General features: G+C 56.5%; 14 protein-coding genes and 1 tRNA gene. 12 read left to right on the top strand and 3 right to left on the bottom strand.

From position 1 onward, the window contains the following. The first annotated feature begins 248 nt into the window (after positions 1–248). The 9 genes from P1U71_RS15990 to P1U71_RS15950 all read left to right on the top strand — a co-directional run bounded on the left by P1U71_RS15990 (position 249) and on the right by P1U71_RS15950 (position 11,848). Complete coding sequence (locus tag P1U71_RS15990; protein WP_301106636.1) at positions 249–2,012, top strand: acetolactate synthase 3 large subunit; 1,764 nt, start codon at positions 249–251, stop codon at positions 2,010–2,012. An 89-nt stretch (positions 2,013–2,101) separates the two neighbouring features. Next, positions 2,102–2,614, top strand: a complete 513-nt coding sequence (gene ilvN / locus P1U71_RS15985; protein WP_301106635.1) for an acetolactate synthase small subunit — start codon at positions 2,102–2,104, stop codon at positions 2,612–2,614. 60 nt (positions 2,615–2,674) lie between these two features. Then, positions 2,675–3,694 (top strand): ketol-acid reductoisomerase, encoded by a 1,020-nt coding sequence (gene ilvC, locus P1U71_RS15980; protein ID WP_301106634.1) that lies wholly within the window; start codon positions 2,675–2,677, stop codon positions 3,692–3,694. Between the two features lie 419 nt (positions 3,695–4,113). Next, complete coding sequence (locus P1U71_RS15975; protein WP_301106633.1) at positions 4,114–5,154, top strand: rod shape-determining protein; 1,041 nt, start codon at positions 4,114–4,116, stop codon at positions 5,152–5,154. 40 nt (positions 5,155–5,194) lie between these two features. Then, positions 5,195–6,088, top strand: coding sequence for a rod shape-determining protein MreC (gene mreC, locus P1U71_RS15970; RefSeq protein WP_301106632.1), 894 nt, complete (start codon positions 5,195–5,197; stop codon positions 6,086–6,088). Next, positions 6,085–6,600, top strand: a complete 516-nt coding sequence (gene mreD / locus P1U71_RS15965; RefSeq protein ID WP_301106631.1) for a rod shape-determining protein MreD — start codon at positions 6,085–6,087, stop codon at positions 6,598–6,600. The genes mreC and mreD overlap by 4 nt, the downstream gene beginning before the upstream one ends. Continuing rightward, positions 6,600–8,513, top strand: coding sequence for a penicillin-binding protein 2 (mrdA, locus tag P1U71_RS15960; protein WP_301106630.1), 1,914 nt, complete (start codon positions 6,600–6,602; stop codon positions 8,511–8,513). Before mreD ends, mrdA begins: the two co-directional genes overlap by 1 nt. Further along, complete coding sequence (gene rodA, locus P1U71_RS15955) at positions 8,506–9,642, top strand: rod shape-determining protein RodA (RefSeq protein ID WP_301106629.1); 1,137 nt, start codon at positions 8,506–8,508, stop codon at positions 9,640–9,642. The genes mrdA and rodA overlap by 8 nt, the downstream gene beginning before the upstream one ends. Before the next feature lie 220 nt (positions 9,643–9,862). Then, a complete protein-coding gene (locus P1U71_RS15950) occupies positions 9,863–11,848 on the top strand; it encodes a peroxidase family protein (protein WP_301106628.1) in 1,986 nt (661 codons plus the stop codon). A 65-nt stretch (positions 11,849–11,913) separates the two neighbouring features. Here P1U71_RS15950 and P1U71_RS15945 read toward each other — a convergent pair whose 3' ends face one another. Then, positions 11,914–12,969 (bottom strand): adenylate/guanylate cyclase domain-containing protein, encoded by a 1,056-nt coding sequence (locus P1U71_RS15945; RefSeq protein ID WP_301106627.1) that lies wholly within the window; start codon positions 12,967–12,969, stop codon positions 11,914–11,916. After that, the gene (locus P1U71_RS15940) at positions 12,947–13,318 is read right to left on the bottom strand and encodes a group 1 truncated hemoglobin (protein WP_301106625.1); all 372 of its coding nucleotides are present in this window, start codon (positions 13,316–13,318) and stop codon (positions 12,947–12,949) included. The genes P1U71_RS15945 and P1U71_RS15940 overlap by 23 nt, the downstream gene beginning before the upstream one ends. Before the next feature lie 204 nt (positions 13,319–13,522). On the opposite strand from P1U71_RS15940, the gene P1U71_RS15935 reads away from it, so the two are divergent. Further along, positions 13,523–13,598: transfer RNA gene (locus P1U71_RS15935), tRNA-Lys, on the top strand. Between the two features lie 34 nt (positions 13,599–13,632). On the opposite strand, the gene P1U71_RS15930 is transcribed toward P1U71_RS15935, so the two are convergent. Beyond that, positions 13,633–14,082, bottom strand: coding sequence for a hypothetical protein (locus P1U71_RS15930; protein ID WP_301106623.1), 450 nt, complete (start codon positions 14,080–14,082; stop codon positions 13,633–13,635). A 385-nt stretch (positions 14,083–14,467) separates the two neighbouring features. Between P1U71_RS15930 and P1U71_RS15925 the strand changes: the two genes are divergently transcribed. After that, complete coding sequence (locus P1U71_RS15925; protein WP_301106622.1) at positions 14,468–15,229, top strand: flavodoxin family protein; 762 nt, start codon at positions 14,468–14,470, stop codon at positions 15,227–15,229. Between the two features lie 42 nt (positions 15,230–15,271). Beyond that, positions 15,272–16,374 (top strand): DUF2254 domain-containing protein (locus P1U71_RS15920; RefSeq protein WP_301106621.1); only part of this gene is annotated, 1,103 nt, incomplete at its 3' end.

Raw genomic sequence — 16,374 nt, 5'->3', positions numbered from 1 at the left:
CAAATGACATGGGTTCGGAATAAGATGTGCGAAGCAAATCGCTCTTCTGCGCAAGATTTGGAAAGTTTAAAAGATGAATTCTTTCCATTTATTCGTCGATTTTTGTTGACGGCAGGAGAATGAAGGTCTAGTTTCCCCAATCGGAGCCACGCTTTATGGCCCGAAAGTAACGCCCGGTATTGCGCCGGGCGCTTTTTTTCTATTGAGACGCAGCTAAGACGGCCAAGCAAAAGATTAGGATCAGGCAGATGGCGAACGAGGAATTGACAGGAGCAGGAATAGTAATCAAGGCGCTCAAAGATCAGGGCGTCGAGGTGATTTTCGGGTATCCCGGGGGCGCCGTGCTTCCGCTCTATGATGAAATCTTCAAGCAGAACAGCATCCGCCATATCCTTGTCCGTCAGGAAGGCGGCGCAGTTCACGCGGCGGAAGGCTATGCCCGCTCGACCGGCAAGCCCGGCGTTGTCCTCGTAACGTCCGGTCCCGGCGCGACCAATGCGGTGACCGGCCTCGCCGATGCGCTGATGGACAGTATCCCGATTATCTGCCTGACCGGGCAGGTGGCGACCCATATGATCGGCAATGACGCCTTTCAGGAGGCCGATACCGTTGGTATTACGCGCCCCGTCACCAAGCATAACTATCTCGTGAAGGACGCGAATGATCTCGCCCGTGTAATGCATGAGGCCTTTTATGTCGCGACAAATGGCCGTCCCGGCCCGATCGTGATCGACCTGCCGAAAGATGTGCAGCTGGCGCCAGGCAAATATGTCCCGCCGGCGATGGTCAAGCACAAGAGTTATAAACCGCAGATCAAGGGCGACCTGAAGGCAATCAAGGCGGCGGTGAAGCTGATCGCGAACGCCAAGCGGCCGATCTTCTATACCGGCGGCGGGGTTATCAATTCCGGCCCGAAGGCATCGAAGCTGTTGACCCAGCTCGTCCGGCTGACCGGTCATCCGATCACCAATACCCTGATGGGGCTGGGCGCCTATCCGGCCTCCGACAAGCAATTCCTCGGGATGCTGGGGATGCACGGCACTTATGAGGCGAACCACGCCATGCATGACTGCGATGTGATGGTTTGTATCGGTGCGCGCTTCGATGACCGGATCACGGGGCGGCTCGATGCGTTCTCGCCAAAATCGAAGAAAATCCATGTCGATATCGATCCTTCCTCGATCAATAAGAACATTCAGGTGGATATCCCGATTGTCGGCGATGTCGCGCATGTTCTTGAGGATATGATCAAGGTCTGGAAATCGGAAGTTCACAAGCCGGAGGCGTCGGCGACCAAAAAATGGTGGGCGCAGATCGAAGGATGGCGGGAAAAAGACTGCCTGAAGTTCGAGCAAAAGGGCAAGGCCATCAAGCCGCAATATGCGCTGTCTCGCCTGAACGAGCTGACGAAGGATATGGACCGTTATTTCACCACGGAAGTGGGGCAGCATCAGATGTGGGCGGCGCAGTATCTGCAGTTTGACGAGCCGAACCGCTGGATGACCTCGGGCGGGCTCGGCACCATGGGCTACGGCCTTCCTGCCGCGATGGGCGTGCAGATTGCTCATCCGGATGCGTTGGTGGTCGATGTCGCCGGCGAAGCCTCGACGATGATGAATATTCAGGAGCTTTCGACCATCCTGCAATACCGCCTGCCGGTGAAGGTCTTTATCCTCAACAATGAGTATATGGGCATGGTCCGCCAGTGGCAGGAACTGCTGCATGGCGGGCGCTATTCGGAAAGCTATATGGAAAGCCTTCCTGATTTCGTTAAACTGGCAGAGGCGTTCGGGTCAACGGGTTTGCGCTGCTCCGATCCCGATAAAGTTGATGACTGCATCAAGGAGATGATTTCCATCAAGGGGCCGGTCGTCGTCGATATGATCGTCGATAAAGCGGAGAATGTGTTCCCCATGGTTCCCTCCGGCGCCGCGCATAACGAAATGTTGCTCGGCGGTGAGGCGGACGACGCGGGACCGAAGGTCACTTCCGATGGGCTGTCGCTGGTCTAGTATCGGCCGATTTTCCTTCGAAAAGCTATGGATTTAACGCTTATGCTGGTTTACAAGAGACCCGCGCTTGCAAAGGGGTTGTCTGGACAATGACTGAAGATACCGAAATATTACGCCATACCATCTCCGTTCTCGTCGATAACGAGTTCGGTGTGCTGGCGCGCGTGGTCGGCCTTTTCTCCGGTCGCGGATATAACATTGAAAGCCTGACCGTGGCCCGCGTGGATGAGGCGGAGAACCTCTCGCGGATCACCATCGTCACCACGGGAACACTGATGGTGATCGAGCAGATCAAGGCGCAGCTCGGCCGGCTGGTGCCGGTGCACAAGATTGCCGATCTCACCATCGATGGCCCAAGCGTGGAGCGCGAGATGGCGCTGGTGAAGGTCGTCAGCAAGGGCGAGAAACGGGTTGAGGCGCTGCGCATGGCGGATATTTTTCGCGCCCGCGCGGTCGATACGACGGAGGATTCCTTTGTCTTCGAAGTCACGGGCGTTCCCGACAAGGTCAAGGCCTTTATCGGGCTGATGAAACCACTCGGCAAGGCGGAAGTCTGCCGGACCGGGGTCGTCGCGGTTCATCGCGGCACCGATGTAATCTAGGGCGGTTTGCACAAGAATTTGGATATGGACACAAGTTTATAATAAAGAAGGATAGATAGGATGCGCGTTTACTACGACAGCGATGCCGATGTTAATCTGATCAAGGGCAAGAAAGTTGTCATCGTCGGCTATGGCAGCCAGGGCCATGCCCATGCCAACAACCTCAAGGATTCCGGTGCCGAAAATGTCGCCGTCGCGCTTCGCGCAGGATCGACCTCTGCGACCAAAGCAGAAGGCGCAGGGCTTCAGGTTATGACCCCGGCGGACGCCGCCAAATGGGGTGACGTGATCATGATGCTGACGCCGGACGAGCTGCAGGCGGATATCTATGAAGAGGAACTCGCGCCAAACATGAAGGACGGCGCGGCCCTTGTCTTCGCCCATGGCCTCAATGTGCATTTCAACCTGATCGTGCCGCGCTCTGACATGGATGTGTTCATGATCGCGCCGAAGGGTCCCGGCCACACGGTTCGCTCCGAATATCAGCGGGGCGGCGGTGTGCCTTGCCTCGTCGCTGTTCATCAGGACGCCTCCGGCAACGCACTCGATATCGCGCTCTCTTATGCCTCCGCCATCGGTGGTGGTCGCGCCGGTATCATCGAGACCAGCTTCAAGGAAGAATGCGAAACCGACCTCTTCGGCGAGCAGGCAGTTCTCTGTGGCGGCTTGGTTGAGCTAATCCGCGCCGGGTTTGAAACGCTGGTCGAAGGTGGTTATGCGCCGGAAATGGCCTATTTCGAATGCCTGCATGAAGTGAAGCTGATCGTCGACCTGATCTATGAAGGCGGCATCGCGAACATGAACTACTCCATCTCCAACACGGCGGAATATGGGGAATATGTCACCGGTCCGCGTATCGTGACGCCGGAGACCAAGGCGGAAATGAAGCGTGTTCTGGATGATATCCAGTCGGGCCGATTCACCCGCGACTGGATGCTGGAGAACAAGGCACGCCAGACCAGCTTCAAGGCGATCCGCGCCCGCAACGACGCCCATGAGATTGAGGAAGTCGGCGAACGCCTGCGCGCGATGATGCCCTGGATCGCGGAAGGCCGCCTGGTCGATAAATCCAAGAACTAGGCGCAAACCACCCCAATTTGAAAAAGCCGGCCCTCGCGCCGGCTTTTTTATTTTACCTGCCCAAGGGATGCGGGTAAGGGCATTTGGATAAATTTTTTAAAAGTCTACGCGATTTATGGTTAATGACATTTGCGTAATTGTCCTATCTGCTTTACAAATCAAATGCCCGAAGTTGAGAAAAAATCATATTTGTCTGCGTATGGTGGGAAAAAATTAACTATCTTCTGCAATGATTGGTTTATGTTACCGATGCCTGATGAGACAGGCGTCACCGGTAGCATAGGGCGCGGGTGTCGGCACCCTCAGGCAGGAGACGCAATTGACCGGTCTGTGGCGGAGAAATGATGTTGGTGCGCGTTGTGTTGAAATTGCGGGGTTCGGCAACCGGATCTCTTCAAATGAGTGTGTGAGGCAGCTTAATGTTAAACGGATTACTCGGCTGGATGTCAGCCGATATGGCCATCGACCTTGGAACCGCGAATACGCTGGTTTATGTCAAAGGCCGCGGTATTGTTCTGAATGAACCTTCGGTTGTAGCAATCCTGCATAACAAGGGCAAGAAACAGGTTCTGGCCGTTGGCGACGAGGCCAAGATGATGCTGGGCCGGACACCGGGCAATATAGAGGCCATCCGACCGCTTCGCGATGGTGTCATCGCCGATTTCGAGATTGCCGAGGAAATGATCCGGCATTTTATCCATAAAGTTCACCACCGCCGCAGCTTTGCGCGGCCTCTTATCATTATCTGTGTTCCATCGGGATCCACCGCCGTGGAGCGCAAAGCCATTAAGGAAGCTGCCGAGAATGCCGGTGCCCGTCAGGCGATCCTGATTGACGAGCCGATGGCCGCCGCAATTGGCGCCGGGCTTCCCGTGACCGAGCCGACAGGCTCCATGGTTGTTGATATTGGCGGCGGCACGACGGAAGTTGCTGTTCTCTCCCTCGGCGGTATCGTCTATTCGAAAAGCGTTCGCGTTGGTGGCGATAAGATGGATGAGGCGATCATTGCCTATATCCGCCGCAATCATAACCTGCTCGTCGGTGAAAGCTCGGCCGAGCGGATCAAGAAACTGATCGGATCCGCCTGCGCGCCGGAGGATGGCGAAGGCGAGACCATGGAAATCCGGGGTCGCGACTTGATGAATGGCGTGCCGAAAGAGCTGATCATCAGCCAGCGGCAGATCGCCGAAAGTCTGGCCGAACCGGTGGGCGCGATTATCGAGGCTGTGAAGGTTGCGCTGGAACATACCGCACCGGAACTCGCCGCCGATATCGTGGACAAGGGTATTATCCTGACCGGCGGTGGTGCGTTGCTCGGTAATTTCGATCATGTATTGCGTCAGGCGACGGGTCTTCCCGTTTCCATCGCCGAGGAGCCGCTCTCCTGTGTCGCCATTGGCACGGGGCGTGCGCTGGAAGAAATTAAAACGCTCCGTCACGTACTTAGCGGAGAAAGCTAAACCCTTGGACAAACGGAAATCTGGTCCGGAGGGCAGGTGAATGGCACCGCGACAGGGGAAGGTATTTAAGCTGGCATGGCCGCTGAAGACGATTATTCAGCGTTTCGCCTTCCTTGCGCTTATTTCCCTCGCCATTGCGCTTCTTTTTCTTGGCAAGGCTAATGTTGGCGTGGTCGAGAAAATGCGCACCTCGGCCACTGATTTTCTGGCTCCGATCCTCTCCACCATCTCCGAACCCGTCGATGCCTTCCACAAGGGCGTTGCGCGCGTTCGGAAACTGACCAGCTTGGTCGAGGAAAATGAGCGCCTGCGCGAGGAAAATTCCCGCCTGCTCAAATGGCAGGCTGCGGGCCGCACGCTGGAGCAGGAAAATGAGAATTTCCGCCAGCTCCTGAACGCCTTGTCCGATCCGCTGGTGCTGCCGATTACGGCGCGCGTGGTGGGCGATAGCGGCGGCCCCTTTGTCCGCACCTTGTTATTGAACGCCGGTCGTCGCGATGGCGTGCGTGTGGGGCAGGCGGTTGTCGCTCCGCTCGGCCTGGTCGGTCGTATCGCCGAGGTGGGGGAGCGTTCGTCGCGGGTTCTGCTGCTGACGGACTTGAACTCCCGTATTCCCGTGGTGATGGAGAAGTCACGCCATAAAGGCATTCTGGTCGGCGATAACTCCTCCTTGCCACTGCTGGATTTCCTGCCGACCAACGCGAAGGTGGCGCCGGGCGACCGCGTTGTCACCTCCGGTGATGGCGGTATGCTGCCGGCGGGACGTCCCATTGGTTTTGTTTCCTCCAGCTCTGACCGGGGCATCCGGGTGCAGGCCTATGCCGACTGGACCCGTCTGGAATATGTCAGCGTGTTGCGCTATGATCTGCCGGGCATGAGTAGCCCGGAGATGAACCCCGGCGATCTTGGTGAAAGCAGATTGGATGCAAAGTGAGCCCGACACTCGCCTATCAGTTTAACCGTCTCCTTCGCGGCAGTGTGCCGTTTGCGATAACGGTGTTGCTGGCGTTGATGAGTGTGGTGCCGATTGGAATTTCCGGATACGCCATTGTCACGCCATCCTTTGCCGCAATTTCCATCTTTTACTGGAGCATTCACCGGCCCTATCTGATGGCCCCGCCGCTCTGCTTTGTGCTGGGGCTGCTGTCGGATTGCCTGACCGGGGCGCCGCTCGGCCTGTCGTCCTTCCTCTATCTGTTGATCCATGCCATCGCGGTGTCGCAACGGCGGATTTTTATTGGCAAGGCCTTTGTCCTCACCTGGTTCGGTTATTTCCTGATCGCCTTCATCATCGCCATGCTGAGCTGGATCATTGCCTGCTTTTATTCACTGGCCTTCTTGCCGCTGACGCCGATCCTCGTGCAATATGCGCTGTCGCTGCTGGTCTTTCCGCTGTTCGCCTGGGGCTTCGGCATGCTTCAGAATAACCTGTTGAGGCTGACCTGATGGCAGGCGATCAGCATAAGGAAAAAGGCAAGACTTTTACCCGCCGCTCTCTCCTGATGGCGGGCGGTCAAGCGGTGTTGATGTCGGCGCTTGCCGGTCGGCTTTACTATCTGCAGGTCATTCACTCGGATGAATATTCGACAATGGCCGATGAAAACCGGATGAACCTTCGGCTGTTGCCGCCGCTTCGGGGCCGGGTCGTTGATCGCTTCGGCGTCGAGATCGCCAGCAACCGCCATAACTACCGCGTCGTGTTGATCCCCGAACAGACCAAGAGCATTGAGGCCACCCTTGATGCGCTGGAAGAGTTTGTCCCGCCCGAGATGATCGACCGCGAGCGTGTCCTGAAGGACGCCAAGCGCAAGCGGAGCTTCGTGCCCATTCCCGTTGTCGATAACCTGACCTGGGAGCAATTCGCCCGGATTAATGTCAACAGCCCGAACCTGCCGGGTATCCAGATGGATGTCGGCTCGACCCGGGATTACCCTTATGGTCGGCTGTTCGGTCATATCGTTGGGTATGTTGGCGCGGTATCGGAAAAAGACCTGAAAAATCAGGAGTATGATCCGCTTCTGGAACTGCCGGAATTCCGTATCGGCAAGAGCGGGATCGAAAAATATTACGATAAAACCTTGCGCGGCAAGGCGGGTCTCAGCCGGGTGGAGGCCAATGCCTATGGCCGTATCATCCGGGAGCTGAACCGGCAGGAGGGTATCCCCGGTAATGACGCGGTGCTGACCATCGACAAGCAGCTTCAGGATTTCGTCGTCCGCCGCATGGGGGAGGAAAGCGCGGCAGCCGTGGTGATCGATATTCACTCGGGTGATATCCTCTCCATGGTGTCGGTGCCGTCCTTCGATCCGAATGCCTTCGCGCGCGGCATCAGCTCCGCCGAGTGGAAGGCGCTGATCGAGGACCCTAAGCGCCCGCTTGGTAACAAGGCAATTGGCGGGCAATATCCACCGGGCTCCACTTTCAAGATGATCGTTGCCCTTGCGGCGCTGGAATCAGGCGTGATCACGGCGGGGCATGAGGTTTTCTGCAACGGTCATACACAGCTTGGCAAGCACCGGTTTCATTGCTGGAAGCGTGGTGGCCATGGCAAGCTCAATCTGGAAAATGCAATCTCGCAATCCTGCGATATCTATTTCTATGACATCGCTCGCAAGGTTGGCGTCGACAAGATCGCCGAGATGGCGCATCGCTTCGGCCTTGGTGAGGAACTCAATATCGACATGCTGGGTGAGCGCGATGGCCTGATCCCGACAAAGGCCTGGAAGCTGGCGGTGCAGGGTGTTCCCTGGCAGCTGGGCGAAACTTATAACACCGGCATCGGTCAGGGGTTTGTGCTGGCGACCCCGTTGCAGCTCGCGGTGATGACGGCGCGGCTTGCCAATGGCGGCAAGAAGGTCTCGCCGCGCCTTGTACGATCAATCACCGGTGAAGCAGTGGAGGGGGCGGTGCTCCCGCATCCGGAGCCGGGACTTGAGAATCTCGATTTAGGTGTCAGTCAAACGGCCTTAAAGCACGTTCTTAATGGCATGTATAAAGTGGTAAATGGCCCGCGCGGATCGGCCCGCGCCGCGAAAATCCGCGTTGAGGGCTGGGAAATGGCGGGCAAGACCGGCACCGCGCAGGTTCGCCGCATCTCCCGCAAGGAACGCATCGAAGGGGTGCGCAAATCCGATGAAAAGCCATGGGAGGAGCGGGACCACGCCCTCTTCGTCGGCTTCGCGCCCTTTGATGATCCGCGTTACGCAGTCTCGGTGATTGTCGAACATGGCGGCAGTGGTTCCGGCACGGCGGCGCCGATTGCCCGCGACCTGTTGCAGGAAACACTTCGTCTCGATCCCTTGCGCAAGCCCAGCTACGATATCGCCATCCGCAAGCCGATGGGAGGTGAGGATGCTTAGGGAGCTTGGTGCCAAAAATGTACAGGTCCCGTTCTCACGGAAGTTATGGGATATCAACTGGGGCTTTGTCCTGCTGATCTGCGCGACCGCTTCCATTGGTTTCCTGATGTTGTTTTCGGCGGCGAATGGCAATCTGGAGCCCTGGGCCTCACGTCAGATGATGCGCTTTGGTGCGGGGCTGATCCTGATGTTCGTGGTTGCTCTTGTGGATATCCGCATCTGGCTCAATCTCGCCTATCCCCTTTATGCCATTGCGCTTTTATTGCTTGGCGCGGTCGAGGTGATGGGGGTCATCGGGATGGGCGCGCGGCGCTGGATTGATCTGGGACCGTTTCAGCTCCAGCCGTCCGAGGTGATGAAAATCGCGCTTATTATGGCGCTCGCCCGCTATTTCCATAATATCGGACTGGAAGATGTCCGGCGCATTCGATGGCTGATCCCGCCGATCCTGCTGGTGCTCGCGCCGGTGGGGTTGGTGTTGCGTCAGCCCGACCTTGGCACCGCCTTGCTGCTTGCGGCCGGGGCGGGGATTGTCTTCTTCGTCGCCGGGGTGCGGCTCTGGAAGTTCGCGGTTGTCGTTGGGACGGCGATCCCGGCGGGGTTTTTCGCCTTTCAGTTCCTGCATGAATATCAGCAAAAGCGCGTGCTCACCTTCCTCAACCCCGAAAGTGACCCGCTCGGCGCGGGATATCATATTCTGCAATCGAAAATCGCGCTCGGCTCGGGCGGGGTGTTCGGCAAAGGGCTTTTGCAGGGCACGCAGAGCCATCTCAATTACCTGCCCGAAATGCGCACTGACTTCATCTTCAGCATGCTGGCGGAGGAATTCGGCATGGTCGGAGGGTTGTTACTCTTTGCACTCTATATCCTGCTGATCGCCTATGGCTATGCCATCGCCTATCGCTCGCGTAATCATTTCGGCAAGCTGCTGGCCATCGGCATGACCGGCATCTTTTTCCTTTATATCTTTATCAATGTCGCCATGGTCATGGGAATGGTGCCGGTGGTCGGCGTGCCGCTGCCGCTGATCTCCTACGGCGGCACGGCGATGCTGACCCTGCTCATCGGCTTTGGCCTGATCATGAGCGTCTATATCCACCGCGATATCGATATTCCGGGTAAACGCTAGGCGCTTTTTCCGCGTTATCTCCGCCTGCTAATTCCTGTCGGTATATCTACTGGCGGCTCTCTGCCGTCTCGATAAACCCGTAATGGTGGAACAAATTACATCTATTTCCTTATTTACGCCTTTCTTCGACCATAATGCCCGCTGAACTTGAAGCTCTATAAAGAAGCTATTTTTCCAGGTCCCAAAAGGGCTGGCAGTATTTTTTTAACAGGAGATTACCATGAAAGTACGCAATCCATTTCTTGACCCTCGCCCGAATTCCCGGGATCGTGACAACCGCCCGCCACGCGATGAGGACCGCCGCCGTGATCCCGCCAATGATGATGACCGCCGTGATAATGAGCCTCGCGATCCGCGCCCGCCGCGGGAGGATGACCTTCTGGAGATTCCGGCGCGCCCGGTCGATGGCGCGGGCAGTAATACTGAAAACCCGGAATGGGGCGCCGCCGGTCAGACGCTGCTCCGGTTGGGGGAGGCGAATTTCGCCGATGGCATTTCTGAAATTGATGAGGATCTTCCGGGGCCGCGCGAAATTTCCAACGCCGTGGTTGCGCAAGCCGAGGATATACCCAATTCCTTCGGCGTCAGCGATCTCTTCTATGTCTGGGGGCAATTCGTCGATCATGATATCGACCTCACCCTCTCGGGTGAGACGGCGGCGTCCATCGATATCCCGGAGGATGATGAATGGTTCGATCCGGATATCGATATGGCGTTCAGCCGCGCCGACCCGGTGGAGGGAACGGGGGTCGATACGCCCGCCCAATATGCCAATAACATTACCGCCTTTCTCGATGGATCAATGGTTTATGGATCGGATGCGGAGACGGCGGCGGCGATCCGGACGGAGGACGGCAAGCTTCTCCTCGATGAATTTGGGCTGGTGACCTTCGATGACGAGGGCAACATACTTGCGGGCGATGTACGGGGTGCCGAAAATGCCGGGCTCTATTCGATGCAGAGCCTGTTCGCGCGGGAGCATAACCGCTGGGTCGATGAACTCGCCGAGAAGAACCCCGACTGGACGGCGGATGAGCTGTTTGATGCCGCCCGCGTCCGGGTGGAGGCGGAAATCCAGGCCATCACCTATAATGAGTATCTCCCCATCCTGCTGGGGGAGGATGCCATTCCTGCCTATGACGGCTATGACGCGAGTGTGAACCCCGGCATCGCCATTGAATTTTCCACTGCTGCCTATCGCTTCGGCCACAGCCTTGTCTCTGCGGCCACGGAACGGCTTGAGGAAAATGGCGAATCCATTGAGGCGGGGGAGCTTTCACTCCGCGATGCGTTCTTCAATCCGACGGTTGTGGCGGCGAACGGCGGGATTGAGCCGCTCCTCCGCGGCCTCGCGGACGGTGTGGCGCAGGAGCTGGATACCGAGATCGTCGATGATTTGCGCAATTTCCTGTTCAGTCAGGATGGCGGCGTCGGGCTTGATCTTGCGTCCCTCAATATCCAGCGCGGTCGCGATCTCGGCCTGCCAAGCTATAACGACCTGCGGGAGGCTGTCGGGTTGGAGCGGGCGGCGGATTTCTCCGATGTTACCTCCGATCCTGATCTCGCGTCCGCTCTCGCCAGTGTCTATGACAGCGTCGATGAGATCGATGCCTGGATCGGCGGGCTGGCCGAGGATCCCTCTGGCGGCGGGATGCTGGGCGAGCTGTTCGCGACCATCGTCACCGACCAGTTTATCCGCATCCGCGATGGCGATCCCTTCTGGAGCGAGGATTCCGATCTGTCGCAAAAGGAAATTGACGCGCTCTGGGACACCACGCTTGCCGATATTATCGAGCGTAACAGCGATATTGACGCGATCCAGGATAACACGATGCTCGCCTATGACCGGATCGGCGGCGATGAGGGGGACAATATCCTTGAGGGCGGGGAGGGGAGCGACCTTCTCCTCGGCTTTGACGGCAATGATACGCTGATCGGCGGGGCTGGCAACGATCAGCTCGAAGGCGGCGAGGGAGATGATTTGTTCATCTTCGATCACCTCTTCGGGAACGACCTGATCAAGGATTTCAACGATCGCCATGACACGCTTGATCTTACCTTGCTCGAACTCGCCTCGATCGAGGAGGTGACGGACGCGGCAACGCAGGTGGGCAAGGATGTTGTGATCGATTTCGGTGATGACGGCATCCTCACCCTTGAGGATATGCATCTGCGCGATATCGATACGGACAATATCCTGATCTAGCGCGGCTGTATGTCTTAATCCCCCGCGTCTCTGGCGCGGGGGGTTTTGTGGGCAGCGGAAGTGATCTAGCGGATGGGTTCGCGGCTGTCCCTGAGTTGGAAGATATCCTGCTCATCGAAGCCGCGGATCTGCTGTTTCCCTTTATAATCAAAGCGGAACGACTCACGGAGCACGTCATAGACCGGTCCGTTCGTCGTGATCTCCATCGCTTCCGAGCAGTCCTGCAGGCGGGAGGCGAGGTTTACGGCGGGCCCGAAGATATCATAGACATATTTCTGGATGCCGATAACGGAGCCAACCACGGCGCCGCTGGTGATCCCGATGCGGCAGCGCCACTGGTTCGGGTGTCCCTCGTTCCGACGCTCCAGATACCGGATAAAGCGGATCGCGGCATTGGCGACGGCGCCGGCGTGATCCGGCGTCGGATCGGGCAGGCCCGCGACGGTGATATAGGCGTCCCCCATGGTCTTGATCCGCTCACAGCCATATTGCTCCCCGATGCGGTCAAAGGCGCTGTAGATGTCATTCAGCTCGCTCACGGTCACGGCGGGATCGGCGGAGGCGGCCATCTGGGTGAAGCCGACAAAATCGAGCATCAGAACCGAGACCGGGTCGTACAGCTTGGGGATGACCACACCGAAGGTCTTGAATTCGTCATAGACGGAGCGGGGCATCATGTTGAGCAGGAGCTTTTCCACCTGCTCCTTCTCGCGCTTGATCTCGCGGGTGTTCCGCTCGACCATCTGCGAATAGCTGTCGATCATCGATTCCAGCTCGCGGATGCGGGAAATATTCTGGCAGACCAGAATAATCATGCCGCCGCCATCTTCTTCCGACAGGGTAAAGTCCGCGGCATATATCCGCTCCCGCCGCTTGATCTTACGTTTGATCTCGATGGTGAAGCGCTTGTTTGCCTTCAGCTCCGCCATAAGGTCGTTTATGCTGAAATCGGGGAACAGCGCGCCCAGATCAGTCTCGGGCTCGTCGCCATCGAACCATTCATGAAACGTATTATTGCGAAAAACAAACCGCTGATCCTCCGCCGTGAGCACGGCAACGCCCACACCAATTGCGCGCAGGAGCTGCTCATTGATAGCCTCAATCGACATTGCGACAGACAATAACTGGTCTCCTCTCCTCAAGTGCGGCATTAACCAGGTCAACATCACCGGCACTGAAGCCATGTTTTGTGAGGGTCTCGCCAAGCGTCTCGAGAACTTCGTCGAAATGTTTGTCCTTAAGGTTTAGCCGCTCATGCAGCCTTTTCAGCTGCTCATCCGTGTAGGAGGCGGGCCCGCCAAGGAGCGAGGCAATGAACTTCGTCTGGTGATCGATCAGCTTCGCCATATCGACATCATCGAAAAACGGGCCGACCTCGTCGCTATCGAGCAGGACATCATAAAAATCGAGAACGATTTTGCTCACAGCGGAGAAGCCGCCATATTTCTCGAACAGGGTCTGCTTGGCCATTTTGTGGGCCCCTTGTATGACAGGCAATTGATTTAAGGCACAAGTAGTTGATGTGTCTATGATAAAGACGTGAAAATCCAATGTCGAGTGATTACTGTCACTCTCACCTCTTGTCGGGGAAGATTTCCTGTGTTAAACAATCGCTCCCGACGCGGAACCGTTCAGATTTCATGCCGGAATACCACGATATATGAAACCTATTGTGGGCGCTTAGCTCAGTTGGTAGAGCAGCTGACTCTTAATCAGCGGGTCGTGGGTTCGAATCCCCCAGCGCCCACCATTTCCCGGCAATCAGACGGTGGCCGTCCAGTGTTCTAGGCCTGCCGCACTTTCTTGGTTTCCAGAAGCTTCGATTTCACGAAGTCCTCGGCTTCTGCGAAAGACGTGGTGGAAACCAGTTCGACCTCAAAATTCTCGGCGCGTGCTTTGGCCTTGGCCAGTGAGATCAGCAGGCTGTAGGCGATGTCCAGGGTAATGACACTGCCACGCACATAACGGATGCCGCCATCATAGAGCAACGCATTGAGATAGGACATATCGGTCAGGGAGAGCTCAATCTCGAAGCCGCCGCGATTGTCGAGGATATAGAAGAAGTTGCCTGTTTTGTTGACTTTGAGGATTTCCCGAAAAATGATTGCCCGCTGGCGGCGGTCAACCGGTCCCGTCGCCGTGATCAGGCAAAACTGCTCGTCACCGTAATCCTGCACTTGCAGATCACAGTTATCGAAAGATTTCTCCAGTATGATCCGGAATGTTGATTCCATATCGTGTGGGCCACCATTCATGATAGTTAAGGTTTCTTTAATATTACGCAAAATTCCATATTTCGCAACGAAACTTAAGGATGCGGCTGGAAATCATATGCGTTAAAGGGGTCCATCTGGCATTGATGCCGTGTCATTTCAAGTGATTGACAGGAAAAAGATAAGCGAGTGTGATATATATCTCATTTTCCGGGTGAGATCGCCGCATTTCAGGGCTTTCCCTGCACGAGGCGCCCCATTGAGGCGCGTAAAACCAGACGAATTTCAGCCGCCAGTCTTATCCGTTCGTGAGGCGGCAAACCAATTGGATGGAACTGAAACAAACCTCATCCGTTCTTTAGAATTAAAGACTGTTTTAAATGAGTATGTCCCAAAGGAGCGAGAAATGGCACTCACTGTACAGCAAGAACAAACCTGCACAGACAACAAGACTGACTTTTCGGGCCTGAAAGCGGTGATTATCAATTGCTCCCTGAAAAAAGACGGCAATCTCTCCCATACCCGGAAACTGCTGGGTGTTGCCGAGGAGATAATGAGCAGAAATGGGGTCGAGGTGATACATATCCATGCGCTCTCTCACCAGATTGCTTACGGTGTCTATCCCGATATGACCGAGCATGGCTGGGATCGGGATGACTGGCCCGAATTATGGGAGAAGGTGGCGGCGGCGGATATTCTTATCCTCGGCACGCCGATCTGGCTCGGGGAGGAAAGTTCCGTCTGCCGGGTGATTATCGAACGGCTCTACGCGATGAGCGGGGAACTGAATGACAAAGGCCAGAGCCTTTACTATGGCAAGACCGGCGGCGCGGTCATCACCGGCAATGAAGATGGCATCAAGCATTGCGCCATGACTATGCTCTATGCCCTGCAGCATCTCGGATATGTCATCCCGCCGCAGGCCGATTGCGGCTGGATCGGGGAGGCGGGCCCGGGTCCATCCTACGGAGATGAGAATGAAAATGGAGAGCCCTACGGCTACGGTAACGATTTTACCCAACGCAACCTGACAATTATGACATGGAATCTCATGCATATGGCGCATATGTTGAAAACTGCGGGAGGACTTCCAAATCATGGGAATGATCGGAATGCCTGGAAGGCCGGTTGCCGCTTTGACTATGAGAATCCGGAACACCGTGTTTAGTTGGCTAAAAGCTAGAGGATTTACCAACATGCGTACCGTACGATGAATTTCAGCATTCTGCGCCACCCGTTCGTGATGCTGCAAACCGTTCCGGCGGGCATTGCCCTGTCGATTGGCGGGCTGTCGCTGGTTGTCGGCTATATGGAAACCTATCTGGAGCTTGGCAGTCTCCAGTCGTATCTGCAACAGCTCGCGCCGGAGACCGCGCGGACGATCCTGTCGGTGATTGCAGGCGGCGCGATGTCGGCCCTGACGCTGACCTATTCCATCGTTCTTGTTGTCTTTGCGCTGGCAGCGGGGAACCTCGCGCCACGGATGCTGAAGCGGTTTACCTCCGATATCGTGAACCAGGTGACGGCGGGTATTTTTGGCGGAACCTTTATTTATGCCCTGCTGGCGATGACCTTCGTTGAGCAGGATTTCGTGCCCGACCTTACCATCCTCGGGGCGGAAGTGCTGGCCACTCTCTGTGTGATGCAGCTTATCTATTTTGTCCGGAATGTCTCGCAAAGTGTGGCCATCGATGATGAGGTTGCGAGCATTACCGGAAAGCTGAAGTCCGCTCTCGATGACCGGAACAAAAGCCGGGGGGAGGAAGAGAGAAAAGAGCGTAAAAAGGCGGTGGAGAAGGTCGATGATTTCACCTTTGACATTATCGCCGGAAAGCCGGGTTATCTTGGCTCGCTCAATGAAGACAAGCTGACGGAAATTGCGACAAAGGCGGGTGTGACGCTGGAGATCCAGAAGGCGCGCGGCGCCTATACCCTCGGCGAGGAAGTCATGATCAAGGCGACGCAGGAGCTGGATGAGGAGACCGTCGATGCTATCCAGAAGCAGATTTCGATCCGGCCCTCCCGCTCGGAGGACAGCCCGATCGAGTTCTCCGTCAATCTGTTGCTGGAAATTGCGCTCAGGGCGCTGTCGCCGGGGGTGAACGACACCTTCACCGCCATTGCCACCGTTGACGGCATTTCCGATGCCCTGTCGCAGGCGGAAACGCAGGAGGCGGCCACCGCCTCCATTCATAAGGATGAGGACGGCAATATCCGGCTGATGATCCCGCAGCTTTCCATCGGCAACCTGATCAATCAGGCGTTTCACCCGCTCCGTCAGGCGTCGGGCGGGAATATCCTGATGGCGATCTG

The sequence above is a fragment of the Sneathiella sp. genome, assembly GCF_029233945.1.
Classification (GTDB): domain Bacteria; phylum Pseudomonadota; class Alphaproteobacteria; order Sneathiellales; family Sneathiellaceae; genus Sneathiella.
Note: the sequence above shows the minus strand (reverse complement) of the source record. Positions and strands in the feature narration are given on the sequence as shown.

Coding starts and splice junctions, on each gene's coding strand:
- mreC (WP_301106632.1), top strand. CDS start 5,195: ATGGCACCGCGACAGGGGAAGGTATTTAAGCTGGCATGGCCGCTGAAG.
- P1U71_RS15940 (WP_301106625.1), bottom strand. CDS start 13,318: ATGGCCAAGCAGACCCTGTTCGAGAAATATGGCGGCTTCTCCGCTGTG.
- P1U71_RS15930 (WP_301106623.1), bottom strand. CDS start 14,082: ATGGAATCAACATTCCGGATCATACTGGAGAAATCTTTCGATAACTGT.
- P1U71_RS15950 (WP_301106628.1), top strand. CDS start 9,863: ATGAAAGTACGCAATCCATTTCTTGACCCTCGCCCGAATTCCCGGGAT.
- mrdA (WP_301106630.1), top strand. CDS start 6,600: ATGGCAGGCGATCAGCATAAGGAAAAAGGCAAGACTTTTACCCGCCGC.
- rodA (WP_301106629.1), top strand. CDS start 8,506: ATGCTTAGGGAGCTTGGTGCCAAAAATGTACAGGTCCCGTTCTCACGG.
- P1U71_RS15990 (WP_301106636.1), top strand. CDS start 249: ATGGCGAACGAGGAATTGACAGGAGCAGGAATAGTAATCAAGGCGCTC.
- P1U71_RS15925 (WP_301106622.1), top strand. CDS start 14,468: ATGGCACTCACTGTACAGCAAGAACAAACCTGCACAGACAACAAGACT.
- ilvN (WP_301106635.1), top strand. CDS start 2,102: ATGACTGAAGATACCGAAATATTACGCCATACCATCTCCGTTCTCGTC.
- P1U71_RS15975 (WP_301106633.1), top strand. CDS start 4,114: ATGTTAAACGGATTACTCGGCTGGATGTCAGCCGATATGGCCATCGAC.
- ilvC (WP_301106634.1), top strand. CDS start 2,675: ATGCGCGTTTACTACGACAGCGATGCCGATGTTAATCTGATCAAGGGC.